General features: G+C 74.9%; 19 protein-coding genes. 6 read left to right on the forward strand and 13 right to left on the reverse strand.

Translation table 11 applies throughout. The features are described from left to right. Positions 1 to 61 precede the first annotated feature (61 nt). Positions 62 to 1,153: a Glu/Leu/Phe/Val dehydrogenase dimerization domain-containing protein gene (locus ACFPBZ_RS14230; protein WP_378036724.1), complete on the reverse strand. Its 1,092-nt coding sequence runs from the start codon at positions 1,151 to 1,153 to the stop codon at positions 62 to 64. 199 nt (positions 1,154 to 1,352) lie between these two features. Between ACFPBZ_RS14230 and ACFPBZ_RS14235 the strand changes: the two genes are divergently transcribed. Together ACFPBZ_RS14235 and ACFPBZ_RS14240 are read left to right on the forward strand one after the other, a co-directional pair. After that, entirely contained in the window at positions 1,353 to 1,823 is a 471-nt protein-coding gene (locus tag ACFPBZ_RS14235) for an Lrp/AsnC family transcriptional regulator (RefSeq protein ID WP_378036725.1), read from the forward strand. An 81-nt stretch (positions 1,824 to 1,904) separates the two neighbouring features. Continuing rightward, entirely contained in the window at positions 1,905 to 2,894 is a 990-nt protein-coding gene (locus ACFPBZ_RS14240) for an LLM class flavin-dependent oxidoreductase (RefSeq protein WP_378036726.1), read from the forward strand. 9 nt (positions 2,895 to 2,903) lie between these two features. Here ACFPBZ_RS14240 and ACFPBZ_RS14245 read toward each other — a convergent pair whose 3' ends face one another. Then, complete coding sequence (locus tag ACFPBZ_RS14245; RefSeq protein ID WP_378036727.1) at positions 2,904 to 3,872, reverse strand: hypothetical protein; 969 nt, start codon at positions 3,870 to 3,872, stop codon at positions 2,904 to 2,906. Positions 3,873 to 4,007: 135 nt separating this feature from the next. Between ACFPBZ_RS14245 and ACFPBZ_RS14250 the strand changes: the two genes are divergently transcribed. Beyond that, positions 4,008 to 4,907 (forward strand): alpha/beta hydrolase, encoded by a 900-nt coding sequence (locus ACFPBZ_RS14250; RefSeq protein ID WP_378036728.1) that lies wholly within the window; start codon positions 4,008 to 4,010, stop codon positions 4,905 to 4,907. Positions 4,908 to 4,921: 14 nt separating this feature from the next. Here ACFPBZ_RS14250 and ACFPBZ_RS14255 read toward each other — a convergent pair whose 3' ends face one another. Both ACFPBZ_RS14255 and solA read right to left on the reverse strand, forming a co-directional pair. Continuing rightward, a complete protein-coding gene (locus ACFPBZ_RS14255) occupies positions 4,922 to 6,250 on the reverse strand; it encodes an aromatic ring-hydroxylating oxygenase subunit alpha (protein ID WP_378036729.1) in 1,329 nt (442 codons plus the stop codon). A gap of 31 nt (positions 6,251 to 6,281) precedes the next feature. Next, positions 6,282 to 7,466 (reverse strand): N-methyl-L-tryptophan oxidase, encoded by a 1,185-nt coding sequence (gene solA, locus ACFPBZ_RS14260; RefSeq protein ID WP_378036730.1) that lies wholly within the window; start codon positions 7,464 to 7,466, stop codon positions 6,282 to 6,284. A gap of 163 nt (positions 7,467 to 7,629) precedes the next feature. Between solA and ACFPBZ_RS14265 the strand changes: the two genes are divergently transcribed. Beyond that, entirely contained in the window at positions 7,630 to 8,559 is a 930-nt protein-coding gene (locus tag ACFPBZ_RS14265; protein WP_378036731.1) for a LysR family transcriptional regulator, read from the forward strand. Between the two features lie 44 nt (positions 8,560 to 8,603). Here ACFPBZ_RS14265 and ACFPBZ_RS14270 read toward each other — a convergent pair whose 3' ends face one another. From ACFPBZ_RS14270 to ACFPBZ_RS14295, 6 genes are all read right to left on the reverse strand, one after another. Then, positions 8,604 to 9,365: an SDR family NAD(P)-dependent oxidoreductase gene (locus tag ACFPBZ_RS14270; protein WP_378036732.1), complete on the reverse strand. Its 762-nt coding sequence runs from the start codon at positions 9,363 to 9,365 to the stop codon at positions 8,604 to 8,606. Positions 9,366 to 9,398: 33 nt separating this feature from the next. Then, a complete protein-coding gene (locus tag ACFPBZ_RS14275) occupies positions 9,399 to 10,436 on the reverse strand; it encodes a transketolase family protein (RefSeq protein WP_378036733.1) in 1,038 nt (345 codons plus the stop codon). Beyond that, the gene (locus ACFPBZ_RS14280; protein WP_378036734.1) at positions 10,433 to 11,302 is read right to left on the reverse strand and encodes a transketolase; all 870 of its coding nucleotides are present in this window, start codon (positions 11,300 to 11,302) and stop codon (positions 10,433 to 10,435) included. The genes ACFPBZ_RS14275 and ACFPBZ_RS14280 overlap by 4 nt, the downstream gene beginning before the upstream one ends. 28 nt (positions 11,303 to 11,330) lie before the next feature. Beyond that, complete coding sequence (locus ACFPBZ_RS14285) at positions 11,331 to 12,722, reverse strand: MFS transporter (RefSeq protein WP_378036735.1); 1,392 nt, start codon at positions 12,720 to 12,722, stop codon at positions 11,331 to 11,333. 171 nt (positions 12,723 to 12,893) lie between these two features. Beyond that, complete coding sequence (locus tag ACFPBZ_RS14290) at positions 12,894 to 13,037, reverse strand: hypothetical protein (protein WP_378036736.1); 144 nt, start codon at positions 13,035 to 13,037, stop codon at positions 12,894 to 12,896. 43 nt (positions 13,038 to 13,080) lie between these two features. Next, the gene (locus tag ACFPBZ_RS14295) at positions 13,081 to 13,746 is read right to left on the reverse strand and encodes a GntR family transcriptional regulator (protein ID WP_378036737.1); all 666 of its coding nucleotides are present in this window, start codon (positions 13,744 to 13,746) and stop codon (positions 13,081 to 13,083) included. Between the two features lie 128 nt (positions 13,747 to 13,874). Between ACFPBZ_RS14295 and ACFPBZ_RS14300 the strand changes: the two genes are divergently transcribed. Then, positions 13,875 to 15,260: a glycoside hydrolase family 28 protein gene (locus ACFPBZ_RS14300; RefSeq protein ID WP_378036738.1), complete on the forward strand. Its 1,386-nt coding sequence runs from the start codon at positions 13,875 to 13,877 to the stop codon at positions 15,258 to 15,260. Positions 15,261 to 15,268: 8 nt separating this feature from the next. On the opposite strand, the gene ACFPBZ_RS14305 is transcribed toward ACFPBZ_RS14300, so the two are convergent. Beyond that, entirely contained in the window at positions 15,269 to 17,530 is a 2,262-nt protein-coding gene (locus tag ACFPBZ_RS14305; protein WP_378036739.1) for a M20/M25/M40 family metallo-hydrolase, read from the reverse strand. Between the two features lie 72 nt (positions 17,531 to 17,602). Between ACFPBZ_RS14305 and ACFPBZ_RS14310 the strand changes: the two genes are divergently transcribed. After that, a complete protein-coding gene (locus ACFPBZ_RS14310) occupies positions 17,603 to 18,910 on the forward strand; it encodes a hypothetical protein (protein WP_378036740.1) in 1,308 nt (435 codons plus the stop codon). On the opposite strand, the gene ACFPBZ_RS14315 is transcribed toward ACFPBZ_RS14310, so the two are convergent. Both ACFPBZ_RS14315 and ACFPBZ_RS14320 read right to left on the reverse strand, forming a co-directional pair. Further along, complete coding sequence (locus tag ACFPBZ_RS14315; protein ID WP_378036741.1) at positions 18,907 to 19,071, reverse strand: hypothetical protein; 165 nt, start codon at positions 19,069 to 19,071, stop codon at positions 18,907 to 18,909. The genes ACFPBZ_RS14310 and ACFPBZ_RS14315 overlap by 4 nt on opposite strands. Before the next feature lie 252 nt (positions 19,072 to 19,323). Further along, a complete protein-coding gene (locus ACFPBZ_RS14320) occupies positions 19,324 to 20,022 on the reverse strand; it encodes a hypothetical protein (protein WP_378036742.1) in 699 nt (232 codons plus the stop codon). Positions 20,023 to 20,061: the final 39 nt, after the last annotated feature.

Genomic DNA, 20,061 nt, shown 5'->3' on the forward strand with positions numbered 1-20,061 from the left:
AGGACGGGCGCCCGCAACCGCGCGGTGGCCGCCCGGTGCGCGGCCCGGTGGGGCCTGCTCGTCAGCGCGCCGCCCCGCTGAGAGCCGACCGTCCCGTGGCGAGGAGGCGGTCGACCTCCCGGCGCGCCTCGTGCAGGGGCGGTTCCCCGGAGACCGTCGCGGCCTCGAGGAGCCGGGCCAGGCGGGCCCCGATGGTGCGGACGCGTCGGCGTGCCTCGTCGACGGTGGCGCCCTCGCGCTCGCGGGCGACCGACGAGACGATGCCGCCGGCGCTGACGACGGTGTCGGGAGCCCAGGTGATGCCGCGGGCGTGGAGCAGCAGCGCGGTGGCGTCGTCGTCGAGCTGGTTGTTGGCCGCCCCGACGACCGCGCGGGCCTGCAGTTCGCCCACGGTGCGGGGGGTGAGGATGCCGCCGACGGCGCAGGGGACAAGGACGTCGACCGGGGCGACGAGGGCCTGCTCGGGCGCCACCCACGTGGCGCCCCAGGTCCCGGCGAGGGCGCGCCGGCTCTCGTCGAGGTCGGTCACGACGAGGCGCGCGCCCGCCGCCGCCAGCCGCGCGGCGACGAGCTCGCCGACGTGGCCGAGCCCGTGCACGGCGAACGAGAGGGTCGAGAAGTCCCGCGCCGGCCAGAGGTGGGCGCAGACCGCGTCGATCGAGGCGTCGACGCCGAGGGCCGTCGGGACCGACGAGTCGCCGCTGCCCCCCGCGGCCTCGGTCCGGCAGAGGACGTGGGCGGTGCGCTCGCCGATGACGTCCATGTCGGCCGGGCCCGTGCCGATGTCCGGGCCGGTGACGTAGCCCCCGCGGAACTGCTCGACCGCGTCGGCGACGTCGGCGAGCAGGTCGCGCCACCGGGGGTCGGCCCGGCCCCGCGCGAAGGACCCGTCGAGCGCGACGACCGTCTTGCCCCCGCCGTGGTCGAGGCCCGCGAGGGCCGCCTTCCCGGTCATCGCGGCGGAGAGGCGCGCCGCGTCCGCGAGGCCGTCCTGCCAGGTGCGGTAGTGCCGGACCCGGCAGCCGCCCAGCGCCGGACCCAGCCGCGTCGAGTCCACGTTGACGGCGACGAGCTGGTCGGTCCGGGCGCCGCGCGCGGCGACGATCCGTTCGGGGCGGGCTCGTCCGGGTCTCGGTCCCGTCGTGGTGTCCATCGTCGTCTCCTCGCTGCGCGGTGGATGCCACCGGCAGCGAAACAGCGATCCGCGGCCTGCGGGGGCCGTGCCGGACGGTCTCCGGAGAACGTCGACCTCCGGGGACGGTCGCCGGACGCGGTTCGGCCGGATCCGGTCGGACCGGTCCAGGATTCGGCTAGCGGGGAAGGAGGGCGGAGACCGGACGTAGGGTCGGGTCATGGACGAGGTCGACACCGCGATCCTCGCGGCGCTGCAGGACGACGCCCGCCGGACGAACAAGGAGATCGCGCAGAGCCTCGGCATCGCCCCGTCGACGTGCCACGAGCGCACCCGGTCGCTCGTCCGCCGGGGCGTGATCCGGGGCTTCCGCGCCGAGGTCGACCTCCCCGCGCTGAACCGCGGGGTCCAGGCCCTGGTCTCGGTGCAGATCCGGCCGCTGCACCGCAGCGTGATCGACGGGTTCCAGGACTTCGCGAGCGGCCGACCCGAGATCCTGTCGTCCTACGTGCTCGCCGGGGCGGACGACTTCGTCCTGCACGTCGCCGTGCAGGACCTCGACCACCTGCACGCGTTCCTCGTCGACCGGCTCAGCAAGCGCAAGGAGGTCGCGGGGTTCCGCACCTCCGTGGTCTACCGCCAGGCCCGGGCCACCGCCGTCACCGCGCTGGAGGCGCCCGGCGGCGGGTGATCCGGGTCGGTAGGTGACGTGGCTCACTCGTCCTGCCATGGTGGAGACCCGCCCCGGACGGTGACGAGCCCTGGAGGACCCGTGGACGTGTCCTGCGCCTTCCCGACCGCCCTGTCGACCCCCGACGACATCGCCGTGGCCGAGGGCCTCGGCTACTCCCGGGCCTGGGTCTACGACACCCCGCAGCAGAGCCCGGACGTCTGGATGACGCTCGCCCTCGCGGCCGAGCGCACGGAGCGGATCGGCCTGGGCCCCGGCGTGCTGGTTCCCACCCTGCGCCACCCGATGGTCAACGCCGCGGCCACGGCGACCCTCGTCGACCTCGCGCCCGGACGCGTCGCGGTCGCCTTCGGCACGGGCTTCACCGGACGTCGGGCGATGGGCTACCGGGCGGTCACCTGGGCGTTCATGGAGTCCTACCTGCGGGCCTACCGGGGCCTGCTGCAGGGCGAGGTCGTCGAGTGGGAGGGCGCCCGCATGCAGATGCTGCACCCGGATGGGCACGCCCCGGCCCGCCCGGTCGACGTCCCGATCCTCGTCGGCGCCCTCGGCCCGAAGGGGAACAAGGTCGCGCACGAGCTGGGGGACGGGCTCTTCGCGACGCTGCAGGTGCCGGACTTCCTGCACGAGTACTCGTGGGTGCCGTTCTTGCTCTGGGGCACCGTGCTCGACGGGGCGGAGGCCGCGGACTCCGGGCACGCCCGGGACGCCGGCGGCCCGGGCTGGGCGCTCGCCTACCACGGGGCGTACGAGTTCGGCGGGCCCGACGCCGTCCGCGCGCTCCCCGGCGGGGACGCCTGGATGGACGTCGTGGAGCAGGCACCCGCGGACGAGCGGCACCTCGCGGTCCACGCCGGGCACTGCGTGGAGCTCAACGACGCCGACCGGGCCGCGTGGGCCGCGGGGGGTCACGTGATGCTGCCCGACGCCACGGTCAGCGGGACGCCCGAGGAGGTCCGGCGCCGCGTGGACGAGCTCGGCGAGCAGGGCGTCACCGAAGTCGTCTACCAGCCGTGCGGACCCGACACCCGCACCGAGCTCGAGAGGTTCCTCGCCGCGGCGACGTCCTGACCTGCACGGTCAGCGCGTGGTGCGCGCCAGCACGAGGTTGTCCCGCACGAGGCTCGACGACCAGATGAAGCGCGCGCCCCGCCGCGTGAACTCTCCGAGCACCTCGGGCGGGAGGCTGCCTCCGACCTGGGCGGAGGTGAACGGCACGGCCGCGGGCCAGACGCGGTCGTCGAACCGGGGCGAGGCCCAGTCTGCGGGGACCGGGTAGTGCGCGGCGAAGCAGTCGAGGCCGCATCCCGGGTTCTCGGCGGACTCGGGATAGGTGTCGCCGAGCGCGGAGGTGTCGTGGACGGGGCCGCGCTCCACCACCGAGTCGCGCGCCGGCAGTGGGGCGAGGGAGAAGCTCTGCGCACTCCACCGCTCGTCGGTGACCGTGCCGTCGCTGAAGGCGGCGATGAACCCGCCGTCGCCCGCGTGCACCGGTGAGCCGAGGCGCTCGGTGCCCACGCCGAGGCCCTCCTCCCCGTCGACCAACCGCACCGCGTACGTGACGGGCGCCGTGGCCCGGAAGCGCACTACGACGGCGTTGAGCGGTGCGTAGGGCACCGGGTCGACCCCGACGAGGACCCCGTTGACGAACAGCTGGACGTCGTTGTCGCCGAACAGGATCCCCGAGATCACCTCGCCGTCCGGGTCGACCGTCGTGACCGGCGCGGTCGCGGGGTCGAACCCGGTGAAGGGGATCGGGGGCCCGCAGGCGATGAAGCCGGTGACGAGCCGGGGGGCGTCGGCCGCGGGGGGAGCGGCAGGCACCGGCCAGGTCGACCCGTCGTCCGCACGGACGGTGCCGTACCGGGCCGGCCGGGAGTCGGGCGCCGCCGGGCAGTCGGAGCGGACCTGACCCTCCGCGGCCACGGTGCCCCGCGAGATCGAGGGCGCCGGTCCGCCCGGTGCCGCGCCCGCGCAGCCCGCCAGGACCAGTGCGAGGACCACCGCCGCGACGAGGCGCACGGGCCGGGCGGACCTCGTCGGGATCATGCCCCGAGGGTGCCCGCCTCCGGGACTCCCACGGCGGACTCCGCCGGACCGTGGACGCCCAAGGTGTGACGGCTGACACTGGGCCGCAGCGGCCGGGGTTCCTCCCGGGTCGACGACGGCCTCGGGAGGCCCACCATGACCCGCCGAGACATCGAGTTCGACGCCGAGGGCACCACGCTGCGGGGCTGGTTCTACCCCGCCGAGGGGACGTCCTCGGCCGCACCCGTGATCGTCATGGCCCACGGGCTCTCGGCGGTGAAGGAGATGTACCTCGACAGGTATGCCGAGGCCTTCTCGCAGGCCGGGCTCGGTGCCCTGGTGTTCGACAACCGCAACTTCGGCGCCAGCGACGGCGAGCCGCGCCAGGAGATCGACCCGGTGCAGCAGGTCCGCGACTACCGCCACGCCATCACCTACGCGATCGGCCTCCCCGAGGTCGACCGCAACCGGGTCGGGGTGTGGGGGTCGAGCTACTCCGGCGGCCACGCCCTCGTCCTCGGCGCCATCGACCAGCGCGTGAAGGCGGTCGTCTCCCAGGTCCCGCTGGTCAGCGGCTACGAGAACATCCGCTCGCTCGTGCGCTCGGACCTCATCGGCGGGTTCCGGGACATGTTCGACGCCGACCGCGAGGCGCGCTTCCGCGGCGAGGCCCCGCAGACGGTGCCCGCGGTCAGCGAGGACCCGGCCGGCCCGGCCGCGATGCCGACGCCCGACTCCTACCAGTGGTTCACCGAGACCCACGAGCTGCGCGCCCCGTCGTGGCGCAACGAGATCACCCTGCGCTCGGTGGAGATGCTGCGCGAGTACGAGCCCGACAGCTACGTCCACCGCATCTCGCCGACCCCGCTGCTCGTCCTGGTGGCCGAGAACGACGTCCTGACCCCCACCGAGCTGGCCCTCGCGACCTACCAGAAGGCGCGCGAGCCGAAGAAGCTCGTGATCCTGCCCGGCGGCCACTTCGACGCCTACACGAAGGGCTTCGACGCCTCCATGGTGCCGGCCCGCGACTGGTTCCTCGAGCACCTGCAGCCCTGACTCCGGCGCCCCGCTCAGGGGTCGGGGAACATCCGGGTCATGGTGTGTGTGGTGCCGGGTCGAGCTCCGCTTCGCTCCGTCTCCCTGTCGCCGGCGGGCACCCGGTCGAGGCCGACCATCTTGTCGACGACCATGTTCTGGAAGCGGTGCAGCGGCTCCTCGAAGCGGAAGCACATGCGCCCGCCGCGGTAGGCGGGGTTCGCCAGGCCCTCCTGGACCCGCTCGACGATCTCCAGATCCTGGCGGTTCACCAGGTCCCAGAACTTGTCGAGCTGCTCGACGCCCTCCTCGGCCACCGGATCGTCCATCGACTCGGGGTGGGCGAGCAGCACGGCGGTCTCGACGGTGCGGTCGGGGGCGACGGGGCGGTTAAACAGCACGAACGCGTGGTTGGGCAGCACGACGAGCGCCGTGGAGGGGAAGAGCCACACGAAGCGGCCGCTGTCGGCGTCCTGCGGTCCGAGGGTGCTCAGGGGCCGCAGGCCGTCCCACCCGCCGGCCTCGGTGTTGCGCGAGACCGGGGTGGTGCACATGCCGGTGTAGCGGCCGGGTCCCTGCCAGCGGTAGTGGTCGGAGAACCTCGAGACCTGGTTGAGCTCCGGGTGGACCCAGGGCAGGTGGTAGTACTCCATGAAGTTCTCGCCGACGAGCTTGTGGTTCGCGGCGACCTCGTAGGTGCGGCGGCGTTGCGGCACCCACTCGCCGAGCCGGTAGTCGGCGAAGCGCTGCGGGAGGTCCCCGAGGGAGGTCGCCAGCGGCTCGGGGTCGGTCGAGAGGTTGACGAACACGAACAGGCCCCAGCTGTCGACCGTGACCGGGAGCAGCCCGTAGTCCGCCTTGTCGAAGCCCGTCGCGATCGAGGTGTCGAAGATCGGTTCCTGGCCGGCCGGCACGTCCGAGCCCTCGAACAGCGGGGTGCCGAGGCAGCGTCCGTCGGAGTCGTAGGTCCACGAGTGGTACGGGCAGCGGATGCGGCCGTGGCGGCCGACCTCCCGGGCGTCGCCGTCGAGCAGTTTCGTCGCGCGGTGGCGGCAGAGGTTGTGGAACCCGCGCAGCTGTCCGTGCCGGTTGCGCGTCACGATGATCGAGCGTCCCGCGACCTCGACGACGAGGCACCGCCCGGGCGCGTCGACGTCGGCGACGACGCCGACCGCCACCCAGCTCGTCGTGAAGACCCGGTCCTGCTCGAGGGCGAAGAACTCGGGGGAGGTGTACGCGTCGGGGATCAGGGTCGAGGCGAGGTCGACCGGGAGCCGGGTCCGGCGGTAGAGGTCCTCGTCGGTGAACCGGGCCGGATCGACCGGGCGGGCCGGCAGCAGGGAGTTCGGGTCGGTCGCGGTCATCGCGGACGGTTCTCCTCTCGGGGGACGGCGGCTAGACGTGGAAGCTGCGGGGGAACGCGGGGTCGGTCAGCGCGGGCCGGTCGATCGCGAAGGCGTCGATCGGGTGGGCCGGGGCGCGGTCGAGGGCGAGGTCGGCGAGCAGCGACCCGATCAGCGCCGCGAACTTGTAGGCGTGCCCGGCGCCGTTGGCCACGACGATCTGCGGGTGCTCCGGCAGGGTGTCGAGGATGAAGTTCTGGTCCGGCGGCACCGTGTAGAGGCAGGTCTTCGTGTACAGCTCCGGCCCGCCGAAGCGGGGGAGGTGCTGCTCGACGAACATCGCGTAGCGCTTCTGGCGGACCGGGTCGGGCTCGAAGGTCCGGTCCTCGGCCGTGGTCTCGTGCCCGCCCATGTGCTGACCGAGCTTCGTCGCGACCTCGCCGTAGACCGGGAACCCGTAGAAGTTGTGCTCGCCGTGGAACATGAAGACCGGGAAGCGTGACGGCGCGAACTCCGCGAGGTGCGGGGTGGCGTAGTAGGTGACCTGCTCCTGCAGGACGGTCAGCGGCAGCTGCACCCCGCAGGACGCCAGCACCCGGTTGGTCCACGCGTCCGCGGCGACGACGACGCGGTCGGCCCGGTAGGCGCGCTCGGCGGTCTCGACGACGACGCCCGCGCCGTCGGGCCGGATCGCCCGGACCGGGGCGTGCTCGACGATGCGGGCACCGTGCGCCCGGGCGAGCGCCACGTGGGTGGCGTTGGCGCGCGCGGCGTCGACGATGCCCGACTCGGACTGGTAGATCGCCGCCACGCCGTCGGCGAGGTGGAACTGCGGCCAGCGCTCCATCACCGCGTCGGCGTCGAGGACCTCGTAGTCCACGCCGTGGTCGTCGAACACCGCGGTGTAGCCCTCGATGTTGCGGGAGCCCGTCGCCCGTCCGCGGCGCGCCTCGCGGTCCTCGATGACGAGTCCGCCGGTGCGGGTGACGATCGTCTGCAGCGACTCCGCCTCGACCTCGGCCCAGGCGTCGTAGGCGGGCCGCGCCAGGGCGGCGTACTGCGGCTCGTGCTGGGCGAGGCGGATGATCCGTGAGTGGTCCTGCGAGGCCCCGCGGGAGTGGCCGAGCCCGAACTGCTCGAGGCCGAGGACCCCGGGCCCGAGCTCGCGGGCGAGGCGGTAGAGGGCGGCGGATCCGAGTCCGCCGCAGCCGACGACGATGGCGCGGTAGTGGTCCATGACGGACTCCTGCTTCCTCTGCCGGAAAGGCACGTCCCGGCACGTCAGGGGGCACATCCCGGGGGCTGCGTCGCCGGCCTCGGGCTGCTGCGGAGAAGTGTCGCCACCCGTCTCCTGTGGCGTCCATCTCAGATTCGTACAGCTGATCTTGTACGATCCGTACATGATCGACCGGCGGCTCAGCGTGCTCCGGGCGATCGCCCGGCACGGCACCGTCACCGCCGCCGCGGAGGTCTGCCGGCTCACGCCGTCGGCGGTCTCGCACCAGATGTCGGCGCTGGCCCGCGAGCTCGACGTCGCCCTCCTCGAGCACGTCGGGCGCAACGTCCGGCTCACCGAGGCGGCCGGGACGCTGCTCGAGCACGCGGAGAAACTCGCCGCGCAGTGGGAGCGGGCTCAGGCCGACCTGGCCACCCACCGGGAGGACGAGCTCACCGGGACGCTGCGGATCTGCGGGTTCTCCACCGCCGCCGCGGTCGTCGCGCCGCGGGCGCTCGTGCTGCTGCGCGACGAGCACCCGGCGCTGCGGCTGCACCTGCGCGAGATCGAGCCCGCCCGGGCGTTCGACCTGCTCGCCGCGGACGACACCGACATCGCGGTCGTCGTGGCGACCCCGAGCATCCCGCCGCGGTCGGACCCGGCCTTCGAGCAGTTCCCGTTGTTCGCCGAGCCGCTCGACATCCTCGTCGGGCCGCAGCACCCGCTCGCGGCCCGCGACGCGGTCGACCTCCTGGAGATCGCCGGCGACCCCTGGATCGTCGGGTCCCCGTCGCGCGCCTACTACCAGCTCGTGATCCTCGCCTGCACCAGCGCGGGCTTCGCCCCGAACGTCGCCCACTACGCCGACGAGTGGGACACCGGCGCGGCCCTGGTGGCCGCGGGGTTCGGCGTCGCCCTCGTCCCGCGGCTCGCGGCCCTGCCCGGGCACCACGACACCCGCCGCATCCCCATCCGCGGGCCGATGGTGCCCACCCGGCACGTCCTCGCCGCGATCCGGGCCGGCTCGCGCGCCCAGCCCGACGTCGCCGCCGGGCTCGACGCGCTGCGTCGCGTCTGCGCGACCGACCTCCCGGAGCTCGCCGAGCCCTGGTGACCGGTCCGGGCCTGCCCGCCCCCCGGGGGCAGGCCCCTCGCGCATCAGTGGATGTGGGAGCCGCCGTTGACGTCGTAGGTGGCCCCCGTGACGTAACCGGTCTCCGGCCGGCACAGGTAGGTGATGAGGTCGGCCACGTCCTCCACCCGGCCGTTGCGCCCGACCGGGATGCCGGCGAGCAGCGCGGTCTTCTTCTCGCCCTCGAGGGCGCCCCCGGTGATGTCGGTGTCGATGAGCCCGGGAGCGACGGAGTTGACGGTGACCCCGTGCGGGCCGAGCTCGCGGGCCAGGGCGCGGGCGAAGCCGAGCTGCCCGGCCTTGGCCGCGGAGTAGGCGACGCCGCCGAAGACGCCGCCCCCGCGCTCGGCGGAGACCGACGACAGGAAGACGATGCGCCCGAAGCCGCGCTCGGCCATACCGGGCGCGAGGCGGCGGGTGATGGTGTAGGCGCCGCGGACGTTGACCGCGAACACCCGCTCCCACTCGGCGTCGTCGACCTCGAGGAACGGCACCGGGGAGGTGATCCCGGCGTTGTTGACCAGCGCGCCGACCGGGGGCAGGGCGCCGTCGAGGGTGGCGAGGGCGGCCTCGACGGAGGTCGCGTCGGTGACGTCGCAGGCGAGGCCGGTGGCGCGGACGCCGTGGGTGCCGGCCGCCTCGTCGGCGGTCTCCTTGGCGCCGGCCTCGTCGAGGTCGAGGACGGCGACGTTCCAGCCGGCGGCGGCGAGGGTGTGGGCGGTGGCCCGCCCGATGCCTCGTCGGGAACCGGCGCCGGTGACCACGGCGGTCATCTCGGAGGGGGACATGGGGTGCTCCTTCGGTGGCTGGTGGGGTGGCGATCAGGCGCTGGCGGGCTCGGGCTCGGCGGCCCACGGCGTGTGGCCGTCGAGCCCGGCCCTGATCCGCGCGACGAGGGCGTCGGTGGACAGGCCGTAGCGGTCGTGCAGCGTGGGCAGGGCCCCGGCGGCGAGGAACTCGTCGGGCAGCCCGACCTGGCCGAACCTCGTCGAGAGCCCGGCCAGGGCGAGGGTCGAGCCGACCGCCTCCCCGAGACCGCCGATGACGGTGTGGTTCTCGCAGGTGAGCACGAGGCGGTCGGGGCGGGCGGCGCGCACGATCGCCTCGCGGTCGAGCGGCTTGATGGTGGGGACGTGGAGCACGGCGACGTCGACGTGGTCGGCCTCGAGCCGGGCGGCGGCCTGCAGCGCCCGCATCGTCATGAGCCCGCTCGAGATCAGCAGGACGTCGCGGCCGGTGCGCAGCTCGGCGGCCTTCCCGAGCTCGAAGCGGTAGTCGTACTCGTCGAGCACGGTGGGCACCGACCCGCGCAGCAGCCGCAGGTAGGTCGGCCCGTCGTGCTCGGCCAGGGCGGGGACGGCGGCGGCGATGTCGACCGAGTCGCAGGGGTCGACGATCGTCAGGCCCGGGCAGCCGCGCAGGATCGCGAGGTCCTCGGTGGCCTGGTGGCTGGGGCCGTAGCCCGTGGTCAGGCCGGGCAGACCGCCGACGACGTTGACGTTGAGCCCGGGCTCGGCGATGTCGAGGCAGAGGAAGTCGTAGGCGCGGCGGGTGGCGAACACCGAGTAGGTCGAGGCGAACGGGACGAGCCCGACCTCGGCCATCCCCGCGGCGGCCCCGAGCATCACCTGCTCGGCCATGCCCATCTGGAAGAACCGGTCGGGGTGCGCGTCCCGGAAGACGTGCATGTCGGTGTACTTGGCGAGGTCGGCCGAGAGCCCGACGATCTCCGGGCGCTCCTCGGCGAGCGCCGCCAGGGCGTGGCCGAACGGGGCCGGGGCGGTGCGCTGGCCGGGGTCGGCGAACGAGGCGATCATCGCCGAGGTGGTGAGCTTCGTGCGGGGGGTCGCGGTGGTCATCGCTGGTGCCCTTCGGTGAGCTGGTCACGCGCGATCTGCCACTCGTGGGCCTCGACGCGCAGGAAGTGGGCCTTCTCCCGGGTCTCGAGCATCGGGACGCCGTGGCCGGGGCGGGTGTCGCAGAGCAGGACCGAGGGCCGGTCGGGGGCGTCGCGCAGCTCGTCGAGGGCGGTGAGCAGGGCGGCGACGTCGTTGCCGTCGACGCGGCGGGCGTTCCACCCGAACGCGGTCCACTTGTCCGTGAGGTGGTCGACGCGCAGGACACCGGCGGTGGGGCCGTCGGCCTGCAGGGCGTTGACGTCGACGACGGCCAGGACGTTGGACAGACCGTGGTGGGCGCACGACATGGCCGCCTCCCACGTGGCGCCCTCGTTGAGCTCGCCGTCGGAGAGCAGGTTCACCACGCGGGCCGGCCGGCCCTGGTGGCGCAGGCCGAGCGCCATGCCGGTGGCGATGCCCAGCCCGTGGCCGAGCGAGCCGCCGGAGATCTCCATGCCCGGCGTGTAGGAGGCCATGGCCGACATCGGGAGCCGGGACTCGTCGGACCCGTAGGTCTCGAGCTCCTCGACCGGGAGGATCCCGGCCTCGGCGAAGGCCGCGTAGGCGGCGATGGCGTAGTGGCCGATGGAGAGCAGGAACCGGTCGCGTTCGGGCCACTCCGGGTCGGTCGGCCGGAGGTTCAGGACGTCGCCGAACAGGACGGCGAGGACGTCGGCGACCCCGAGGGCCTGGCCGATGTAGCCCTGCCCCTGGACCTCGCCCATGTCCAGGGCGTGGCGGCGGATGCGGTAGGCGGAGTCGCGCAGGCGCTCGATCCGCTGCGGGTCGAGGCCGGTGGCGGCCGGTGGTGAGGCGGTGGCGGTCATGGGGGTCCTCTCGTGGTGGGGGTGGCGGTCAGCCGGCGACGCGGTCGGACGGGGCGGCCGACGCGGGGTCGCCCGCGGCCCGGTGGGCGCGCTCGGCCTCGATCGCGGTCTCGCGCTCGAGCGGGCCCCAGGTCTCGCGGGTGAGGAGGGTGGCGACGAGCCCGAGCAGGCCGTAGAAGCTGATGAGCAGGGCCGGGCCGATCCAGCCGACGCCGGCGAACAGCGCCGTCGCGACCAACGGGGTGAACCCGGAGACCACGGCGGAGAGCTGGTAGGCCAGCGACGCGCCGGTGGTGCGGGTGCGGGCGGCGAACAGCTCGGAGAACCAGGCGCCCTGCACGCCGGCGAGCGAGTTCTGGCAGACCGCGTAGCTGACCAGGAACGCGATGACGATCGCGACGGCGACCCCGGTGTTGAGCAGCAGGAACAGCGGGATGCCCCAGAGCAGGGTGATCACGCAGCCGAACAGGTAGACCGGCCGGCGGCCGACGCGGTCGGTGAGCGAGCCGAACCAGACGGTCGCGGCGATCCCGACGGTCGCGGCGATCAGCAGGGCGGTCAGGCTGACCGGCCGCCCTGCGAGCTTCTCGCTGGTCAGGTAGGAGAGCACGAAGGTGACCGTGACCGCGTAGCCCGCGGTCTCGGTGGTGCGCAGGCAGAACGCGCGCAGGACGTTGCGCCAGTCGGTGCGCAGCACCTCGAGCAGCGGGTTCTTCGAGACGTCCCCGTCCTCCTTGAGCCCCTCGAACTCGGGGGACTCGTCGACCTTGAGCCGGATGACGATGCCGACGGCGATCAGCAGGGCGCTGAGCAGGAACGGCACCCGCCACGCCCAGTCCCCGCCGAGGGGCACGGAGGCGAGGAACGCGAGGTTGGCCAGCAGCAGTCCGACCGGGAAGCCGGCCTGGGTGATGCCGGTGTAGAGCCCGCGCTTGCGCCAGGGGGCGTGCTCGAAGCACATGAGGATCGCCCCGCCCCACTCGGCGCCGAACGCGAGGCCCTGGACCACCCGGACGGTGACCAGCAGGACAGGGGCCCACACCCCGACCTGGGCGTAGGTCGGCAGGACGCCGATCGCCACGGTGGCGATGCCCATCAGCAGCAGCGACGCGACCAGCACCGGCTTGCGGCCGATCCGGTCGCCGAGGTACCCGCCGACGATCCCGCCGAGGGGGCGGACCGCGAAGCCGATACCGAGGGTGGCGAAGGAGAGCAGCGTCCCCGACAGGGGATCGCTCGAGGGGAAGAACGCCGTGTTGAAGTACAGCGCCGCCGCGGTGCCGAACCCGATGAAGTCGTAGGTCTCGATCGTCGCGCCCACCGAGGCGCCGATCGCGACCCGCTTGCGGGCGGGAGTGCCCTCGGGCGGTGTCTTCGAGGCGATGACGGGGGCCGGGGCAGGTGGTTGCCGGTCGGTCATGGTGATCTCCGCTGATCGTGAGGGGGACTCGGGCGAGACGGTGGTTCGCGAGTCCCCGTCTCTCGACAGTTGACTGTTAACAGTCAACGGTCGAGTCAGATCGTGCGGCGCCACGAGGGAGGTGTCAACCGCCACATCGGCGCGAGCGGTCCCGGTCACAGCCGGGGGCGATCACCCGGTGATCGCGTCGGCGGCGTCGGTCCCGATCTCGTCGGCGCCGACCCGACGATCGCTCCCGCGGACGTCCGTGCTGGTCAGGGGCCTGCCGGTGACGCGGCAGGGGAACGCCGCGGAGGACGCGTGCACGGCAGGCACGGCCGGCTCGACGATGTCGTGGGGCCGGCCGTCCTGGACCGGTTCAGCTCCGGGCGGTCTCCGCGGCGAAGTGATCGGCCGCCGCCGCCATGTGCTGCTGCACCACCGCCACCGCGGTCTCCCGGTCGCCGGCCTCGATCGCCTCGACGATGGGCGCGTGCCGGTCGCCGGTCATCATCACGGGGGACCCGGCCGGCTCGCCGCTCATGATCGCGACCCGCATCCGACCCTCGAGGCCGCGCCACGCCTCGACGAGCATGGAGTTGCCGGCGAGCCGGCAGAGCAGCAGGTGGAAGGCGAGATCGGCCTCCAGGCGGGCGGCGAAGTCGGCGTCCGGGTCGGCGAGCCCGGAGAGCGCCCCGCGCAGCGTCGCCGCGGCCTCGTGCCGGCCCGGCGACGCGACGATCTCGGTGACCGCCAGGCCCTCGAGGGCGGCCCGCACCGTGAACAGCTCGCGGACCTCGGTCGGCGACAACTGGTTGACGCGCAGTCGTCCCCGGGGGCCGGCGGTGACGAGGCCCTCCTGCTGCAGGTGCCGGAGCGCCTCGCGGACGGTGCCGCGGCTGATGCCGAGGTGCTCGGCCAGCTCGACCTCGCCGAGGTGCTCTCCCGGGCGGTACTGCCCGGAGGTGATCGCCGTGCGGAGGGCGTCCAGCGCCCGCTCCCGCAGGGTGCTGCGGTCCAGGCTGGCCAACGGCTCGACGCTCACGCCACCTCCTCGACGCCTGCGAGCATAGTCGATCTGTTGACAACAGACAGTCGGCAGACCTGGTGCGCCGACGTAGGGTCGCCCGTCGGGACCCTCCCGCCGCACCCCCGCGATCGTCAGGAACCCCCATGGACCTCGGCCGCCGCCGGTTCCTCGGCGCCGCGGTCCCCGGTCTCGTCGTGGCGGGCCTGGCCGCGTGCTCCGCGCCCGTGGTGGTCGACGTGCGCGCCTTCGGGGCGCGGGGCGACGGCGTCACCCGGGACACGGCGGCGATCCAGGCCGCGGTCGACGCGGCATCGGAGGCCGGTGGCGGCACCGTCGTCCTGCCGGCCGGACGGTTCCTCGCCGGCACCCTCGTCCTGCGCAGCCGCATCACGCTGCACCTCGCGCCGGGCGCCGTCCTGCTCGGCAGCCCGGACGTCGCCGACTATCCGGCGCAGGCCTTCCCCGCGCGCGACCTCGACGTCGGCGGCTACCAGGTGTGGGCGCTCCTGTTCGCCGAGGACGCCGACCAGATCGCGATCGAGGGCGACGGCGTGATCGACGGCCACGGCGCGGCCTTCCCGCGGGCCGTCGTCCGGAACCCCGACGTCGCGGAGCGCCCCCGCCCGCGCACGGTCTTCCTCCGGAACTGCCGCGACGTCCGGCTGAGCGACGTGACCCTGCGAGAGTCGGGCCTGTGGACGGTGCACCTGGCGCTGTGCGACACGGTCCGCATCCGGGGACTGCGGATCACGTCGACGGTCCACATCAACCAGGACGGGATCGTCCTCGACAGCTGCCACGACGCGATCGTCGACGACTGCTCGGTGGACACCGAGGACGACGCGATCGTCCTCAAGAGCTCCTTCCCGCGGGCGTGCACCGACGTCAGGATCACGAACTGCGTCGTGCGCTCGCGCTGCGCCGGGCTGAAGCTCGGCACACAGTCGCTCGGCGGTTTCCGCAACATCGCGATCTCGCACGTCGTGTTCCGCGACTGCCGGCTCGGCGGCCTGAAGCTCCAGACCGTGGACGGCGGCGACCTCGAGGACGTGACCGTCGACGACCTCGTCATGCACGACGTCGCCGCGCCGATCTCGATCCGCCGCGGCCGGCGGGGCTTCGACTTCGGCTTCCGGGAGGCGCAGCGCCCGCGACCGGTCGGCGCGCTGCGCCGCGTCCGGATCCAAAGGGTGCGCGCCACGATGAGCGTGGACGCCCGGCGCGAGGGCCACACGATGAGCGTCGCCGGGCTCCCCGGGTTCCCGGTGGAGGACGTGGAGCTGGCCGACCTCGACGTCACGTTCCCCGGTGGCGGCACCCCCGACGAGGCCCGCCGCGCGGGGATTCCCGAGCAGGAGTCCGCCTACCCCGAGCACACGATGTTCGGGGTCCTGCCCGCGTACGCGCTGTGGGTGCGGCACGCCGCGCGGCTCACCGTGCGCGACGTCCGGTTCGCGCTCGCGACCCCGGATGCCCGGCCCGCGGTGGTCGGCGACGACGTCGTCGACTCGCGCATCTCCCCGCCCTGACCGGCTCCTCAGGGCACGACGACGCGCCGGGACAGCACGACGAGGTCGCTGCGGTTCCCCCGCGCCTGGCGCAGCTCCGGTGGTCGCGGCGTCCAGCCCGGGACAACGGCGAGGCCGTGGCTCTCGTCGTCGACGCGCAGGGCCGCCGGCCCGGGCAGCCGCAGGTCGACGACGGCGCCCTCCGGCGGGACGTCGTCGAGCCGGACCCGCAGCGGCCCGTCGCCCGGGGACACCGACAGGGACGGTCGACCGGGGTAGGTCACGGTGACGGCCGACGCGGGGAGCTCGGAGCGCAGGAGGACCGTCGGGGCGCCGCGCGGCGACGAGACCTGCACCCGGAGCCCACCGGGGGTCCGGACGGCGGTGGCGGCGGGCGCGGGGACGCCGAGCACCGGGGCGGGGCCGCTGCCGACGGGGTCCCCGTCGGGCCAGGCGGCGAGCGGCGCGGGCGGATCGGGAGCGTAGCCGCGGGTCCACGCCGCGGGCGCCCCGTCGGTGGTGACCCAGCGGGCGACGCCGGTGTCGGCGTCGAGCACGTAGGCCAGGTGGCTGCCCTGCGGGGTGGCGGCGTCGGGCCGGTCGACGAGCAGGCCGGCACCGGCGAGGACCACGACCGCGCCGAGCGCGAGGATCGGCAGCGCGAACCCGCGGACGGCGCCCGGGCGGGGCAGCGCGGACAGGGCGGCCGCCACCGGCACCCCGAGCAGCACGAAGACCGCGACCGGCAGCCCGTCCGACACCTCCGCGACGCCGTAGGACGCCACCGCGAACGGCACCAGGAGCGCGGCGGCCGGGGCGGCGCCGACGACGAGGGCGGGCACCGCGAGCCAGGGCCGGTCCCCGACCGCGAGCACCGCCGCGAGGCCGAGCGCGAGCCCGACCACCGGCCAGCCGAGCAGGAACACCGACCCGGGCGCGACGACTGCCAGGGCCACCGTGAGCAGGGCCAGGACGAGCAGGGACCCGCAGCAGGCGGCCACCGCGCCGGGGCGACGCCGCTGCGCGCCCACGACCAGGGTGACCACCAGGAGGGCGAGCACCCCGGCGGCGATCTCGTCGAGCAGCGGCCGGCCGAGGAACGGGCCGGTGTCGCCGTAGGACGGCCGGATCGCGACGAGGGCCGCCCAGAGGCCGAGCCCCGCGGCGACGGCGGCGACCAGGGCGAGCAGGAAGAGGCCCGCCCCGGCGAGGACCCCGGCGATCGTCGCGCGCCGCCGCTGCCGGGCCAGCAGAGCGAGGCCCACGACGAGCAGCAGCGCGAGCCCGGCGTGCGGGCCGGCCCACCCGCTGGGGTAGGTGACGAGGCGGCCGAGCACGGAGAAGTAGGTGCGGTCGTCCCCGGCGGGGGCGCCGGAGGCCGCGGGGTCGAGGGGGGCGAGGTCGCGGTCGCCGAGCGCGCGGGTGAGGGCGAGGGCGTTGCCGCCATGGTTCTGCAGCGAGGCGCGGCTCAGGGCCGCCGGGACGTCGCCGGGGGAGTGGTACTGGTAGGGCCGCCCGATGAACGCCGCGTTCATCCCGGGGCGCCCCGCGTCGAGGACGGGGGAGAGGTCGGTGTCGTTGGGCAGGAACCGGTAGATCTCGACCAGCGAGGAGTCGCCCCGCGGGGACGGCACGGCGTCGGCCCAGGCGTCGACGAGCCCGCCGTTGCCCGGCGAGGTCTCGAACAGCAGCGACGGGCCCTCGACCCCGCGCGCCTCCCAGTTGAGCACCACGGTGGGCCGGGACCCGACCAGCTCCTCGCGCACCCACGCCCGGGCGCCGAGCAGGCCGGCCTCCTCGCCGTCGGTGAGCACGACGGTGACGTCGTTGCGCAGCGGAGGTCCGGCGCGCAGGGCGCGGAGGGTCTCGAGGACCGTGGCGACCCCGGACATGTCGTCGCTCGCGCCCGGCCCGGCGCCCACGGAGTCGTAGTGCGCCATGAGCACGACGGCGCCGCTCGGGTCGCGCCCCGGCAGGGTCGCGACGACGTTGTCCACCCGCGCCGCCCGCACCTCGCCGTCCTCCGCGGCCATGCCGGCCGTCGCCTCGATCCGCGAGTCGAGACCCTCGGCCCGCAGGCGGACGACGAGGGCGTCGCGGGCCGCGTCGGACGCCGGGCTCCCGACGGGGCGGGGCTCCCGGGCCAGGGTGTCGACCACGGTCGCGGCGCGCTCGGCGCTGAACCCGGCCGGGGGAGCCGTGGCGGGGACGGCGTCCGGAGGGCGCTCGACGAGCACCGCCAGCACGCCGGTCACGGCGAGCAGCACCACGGCCACCAGGCGCCCGACCACGCCGAGCACCGTGCCACACCCGCGGGCATCGTCGGGAACGGTACGAGAGCGGGCTGTGCCAGGGTGTCCGCCGTGCCCCGATGGTTCCGACGCCGGTCCGCACCCGACGACGCCGGGGCCGGTGCGCCGCCGGCCGCCCCCTTCCGCGACCCGGCACCGTTCACCGACCCGGAGCGCGACGAGCTGGCCGCCCACGGGTTCGTCCTGTTCGCCGGCCGCGTCGTGCACGACGCGCAGCCGCCGCTGACCCCCGCCCGCCTGGACGAGATCGAGCAGCGCTGCGCGGGGCCGCTCCCGACGGCGCTGCGCGAGCTGTGGTCCGCCACGGCCGGGGGAGAGCTCGACTACGACCTCGCGGTCGACCTCGGCGACCACCTCGTCCTGCTCAGCTGGAACGAGCTGTTCTTCCGCGGCAGCGACGGCTACCGGGACCTCGACGGCTGGATGGCCCACGAGCTCGAGCTGGCCGAGGACGCCGCCCTGGAGCGCGGGGTCGAGCCGGTCACCCGGCTCGACGCGCTCCCGGTCGGCGGGTTCGAGTACACCGACCGCATCTACGTCCGCACCGCGCCGGGCGCCACGGCGGGGCAGGTCGTCGCGTGGATGCACGGACTCCCGGCGGGGTGGCCGCACGCCCTGCCCGGCGACACGACGATGCCCGTCGCGGACGACCTGCGCGCCGCCTTCGCCGCCCTGCGCCTCGACCGGGACCCGCTCGACCCCGACCGCCGCCACGGGGCCGGCCGGGACCTCCTCGACCACCTCCAGCGGGCCCGGGACGCCGGGCTCGACCCGGCGCTCGCGGACCGGCTCCTCGCGTACTACCGCGAGGCCGTCGTCGACTGGCGCGCCCTGCTCGCCGAGGGCCGCCTCGCCGGGGACGCCCGCGCGGCGCGGATCGCCCTCGACCACGCAGTCACGAGCGACGACGCCGACCTCGTCACCCGGCTCGCCGCGGCCGGGGTCGACCTCGACGTGGCGATGGCCGGCAGCGCGCGGGCGACCGACGTCGCGGTGACCCACGGCGCGGAGCGGGCCCTGGCCGCGCTGCTCGACGCGGACGCCGTCGTGGCGCCCGACGCCCTCGACGGGATCCACAGTGCGCTGTCCGCGGTGCTCGTGCGACGCCTGCTCGGACGCGGGGCCCGACCGAGCGGACAGGCGGTGACGCGGTGCGTGCTCCAGGGCGCCGATGAGTCGGCCCGCCTGCTGCTCGACGCCCTCGGCGATGACGCCGGGGAGGCCGAGCAGCACCGGGCGACCGAGATCGCCGGTCTCGAGCGGACGGTCGAGGAGGTCCGGTCGGGTCGGGCCGGGCACTACCTCACGATCGAGGAGCTCGAGGCCCGGCTCGACCGCCTACGGACCTTCCGGCCCTAGCCGTCCTTCCCGTCCCGCTTGGCCGCCTGCTTGTCCAGGGAGTTCTCCGACTCCGAGGACGGGCTCGACTCCGGGATGTCGGTCGGGCCGTTGCCCTCGGCGCCGCCGGGGTGGGCGTCGCCCGTCCGGTCCTGGGCGGTCTTGTCTGCTTCGTCGCTCATGGTCTGCTCCCGTCCCCCGGCGTGCGTGCGCCGAGGTCGTCGTGCATGGCCGACGCCCGCGGACGGCGGCGTCGCTGCTGATCCGCGCCCGTGTCCTGGTGGATCAAGACGGGCCGCGGCAGTGGACGCGGCTGGGGCTCGCGCCGGCACAGGTCTGCCCGGGCCGTGCATCCGTGGCCGTTCGTGGCGCGCGGGAGCCGAGGTGACCCGGGTCACGGTGCCACCTGGCGACCGGTCTGTCGAACGTGCTGGTCAGACGCTCGTGGTGTCGGCGAGCGGGCCGGGCCCGGTCCGGCGGAGGCCGCGCGCGACCAGGACGGCGCCGACGGTCGCCACGAGCGCCCCGACCGGTTGCGCCGGGCCCAGCACGAGGCCCGGGAGGACGAAGACGACGAGTCCGCCGCCGAGGGCGATCGCCGGCCCGGCGAGGGTCCGGTCGGTGCGGGCGACGGCCCGGGACAGGACGACCGCCCCGGTCACCAGGAGCAGGAGACCCACCACCGCGGTCCCGACGAGCGCCGGCCCGTAGACGTCGCGGTCGACCGCCGCGATGCCGGACGCGCCGGCGAGGTGGGCCCGCCCGATGGCGGGCTGGGCGAACGCGGCGGCCCCGAACACCGCCGTCGTCACGACGTTCCCCGCCGCGAACGTCGCGGCTCCCACGACCCCCGCCCGGGCGGCCGGGCCGGCCAGGAGCAGGGCCGCGACGGCGAAGGCGCCGAGGACGCCGAGCGCCGCCCCGCCGATGCTGCCGAGGAGGTGGGAGGCGAGGAAGACCGGGGTGCTGACGTAGCGGGCGTACTGGTCGAACGCCTCGACCGGGTCGGGCTGGTGCGTCAGCGTGGTCAGGGCGAGCAGCAGCGTGTAGAGGGGCAGGAGCCAGGTCCCCGTCCTCGCGAGGGGCACCGGGCGGGTTCGAGGGTCGAGCTCGGAGCTGGACGTGGTGACCATGGGCACCTCCCGGTCGTGGTCGTCGCCCCATTCTCGGAC

Source organism: Actinomycetospora atypica (genome assembly GCF_042653685.1).
GTDB classification, from domain to species: domain Bacteria; phylum Actinomycetota; class Actinomycetes; order Mycobacteriales; family Pseudonocardiaceae; genus Actinomycetospora; species Actinomycetospora atypica.

Excerpts from the sequence above, each read along its gene's own strand:
- ACFPBZ_RS14320 (WP_378036742.1), bottom strand. The coding sequence starts at position 20,022 with ATGGTCACCACGTCCAGCTCCGAGCTCGACCCTCGAACCCGCCCGGTG.
- ACFPBZ_RS14245 (WP_378036727.1), bottom strand. The coding sequence starts at position 3,872 with ATGATCCCGACGAGGTCCGCCCGGCCCGTGCGCCTCGTCGCGGCGGTG.
- ACFPBZ_RS14270 (WP_378036732.1), bottom strand. The coding sequence starts at position 9,365 with ATGTCCCCCTCCGAGATGACCGCCGTGGTCACCGGCGCCGGTTCCCGA.
- ACFPBZ_RS14285 (WP_378036735.1), bottom strand. The coding sequence starts at position 12,722 with ATGACCGACCGGCAACCACCTGCCCCGGCCCCCGTCATCGCCTCGAAG.
- ACFPBZ_RS14275 (WP_378036733.1), bottom strand. The coding sequence starts at position 10,436 with ATGACCACCGCGACCCCCCGCACGAAGCTCACCACCTCGGCGATGATC.
- ACFPBZ_RS14255 (WP_378036729.1), bottom strand. The coding sequence starts at position 6,250 with ATGACCGCGACCGACCCGAACTCCCTGCTGCCGGCCCGCCCGGTCGAT.
- ACFPBZ_RS14280 (WP_378036734.1), bottom strand. The coding sequence starts at position 11,302 with ATGACCGCCACCGCCTCACCACCGGCCGCCACCGGCCTCGACCCGCAG.
- ACFPBZ_RS14315 (WP_378036741.1), bottom strand. The coding sequence starts at position 19,071 with ATGAGCGACGAAGCAGACAAGACCGCCCAGGACCGGACGGGCGACGCC.
- solA (WP_378036730.1), bottom strand. The coding sequence starts at position 7,466 with ATGGACCACTACCGCGCCATCGTCGTCGGCTGCGGCGGACTCGGATCC.
- ACFPBZ_RS14230 (WP_378036724.1), bottom strand. The coding sequence starts at position 1,153 with ATGGACACCACGACGGGACCGAGACCCGGACGAGCCCGCCCCGAACGG.
- ACFPBZ_RS14265 (WP_378036731.1), top strand. The coding sequence starts at position 7,630 with ATGATCGACCGGCGGCTCAGCGTGCTCCGGGCGATCGCCCGGCACGGC.
- ACFPBZ_RS14250 (WP_378036728.1), top strand. The coding sequence starts at position 4,008 with ATGACCCGCCGAGACATCGAGTTCGACGCCGAGGGCACCACGCTGCGG.
- ACFPBZ_RS14235 (WP_378036725.1), top strand. The coding sequence starts at position 1,353 with ATGGACGAGGTCGACACCGCGATCCTCGCGGCGCTGCAGGACGACGCC.
- ACFPBZ_RS14300 (WP_378036738.1), top strand. The coding sequence starts at position 13,875 with ATGGACCTCGGCCGCCGCCGGTTCCTCGGCGCCGCGGTCCCCGGTCTC.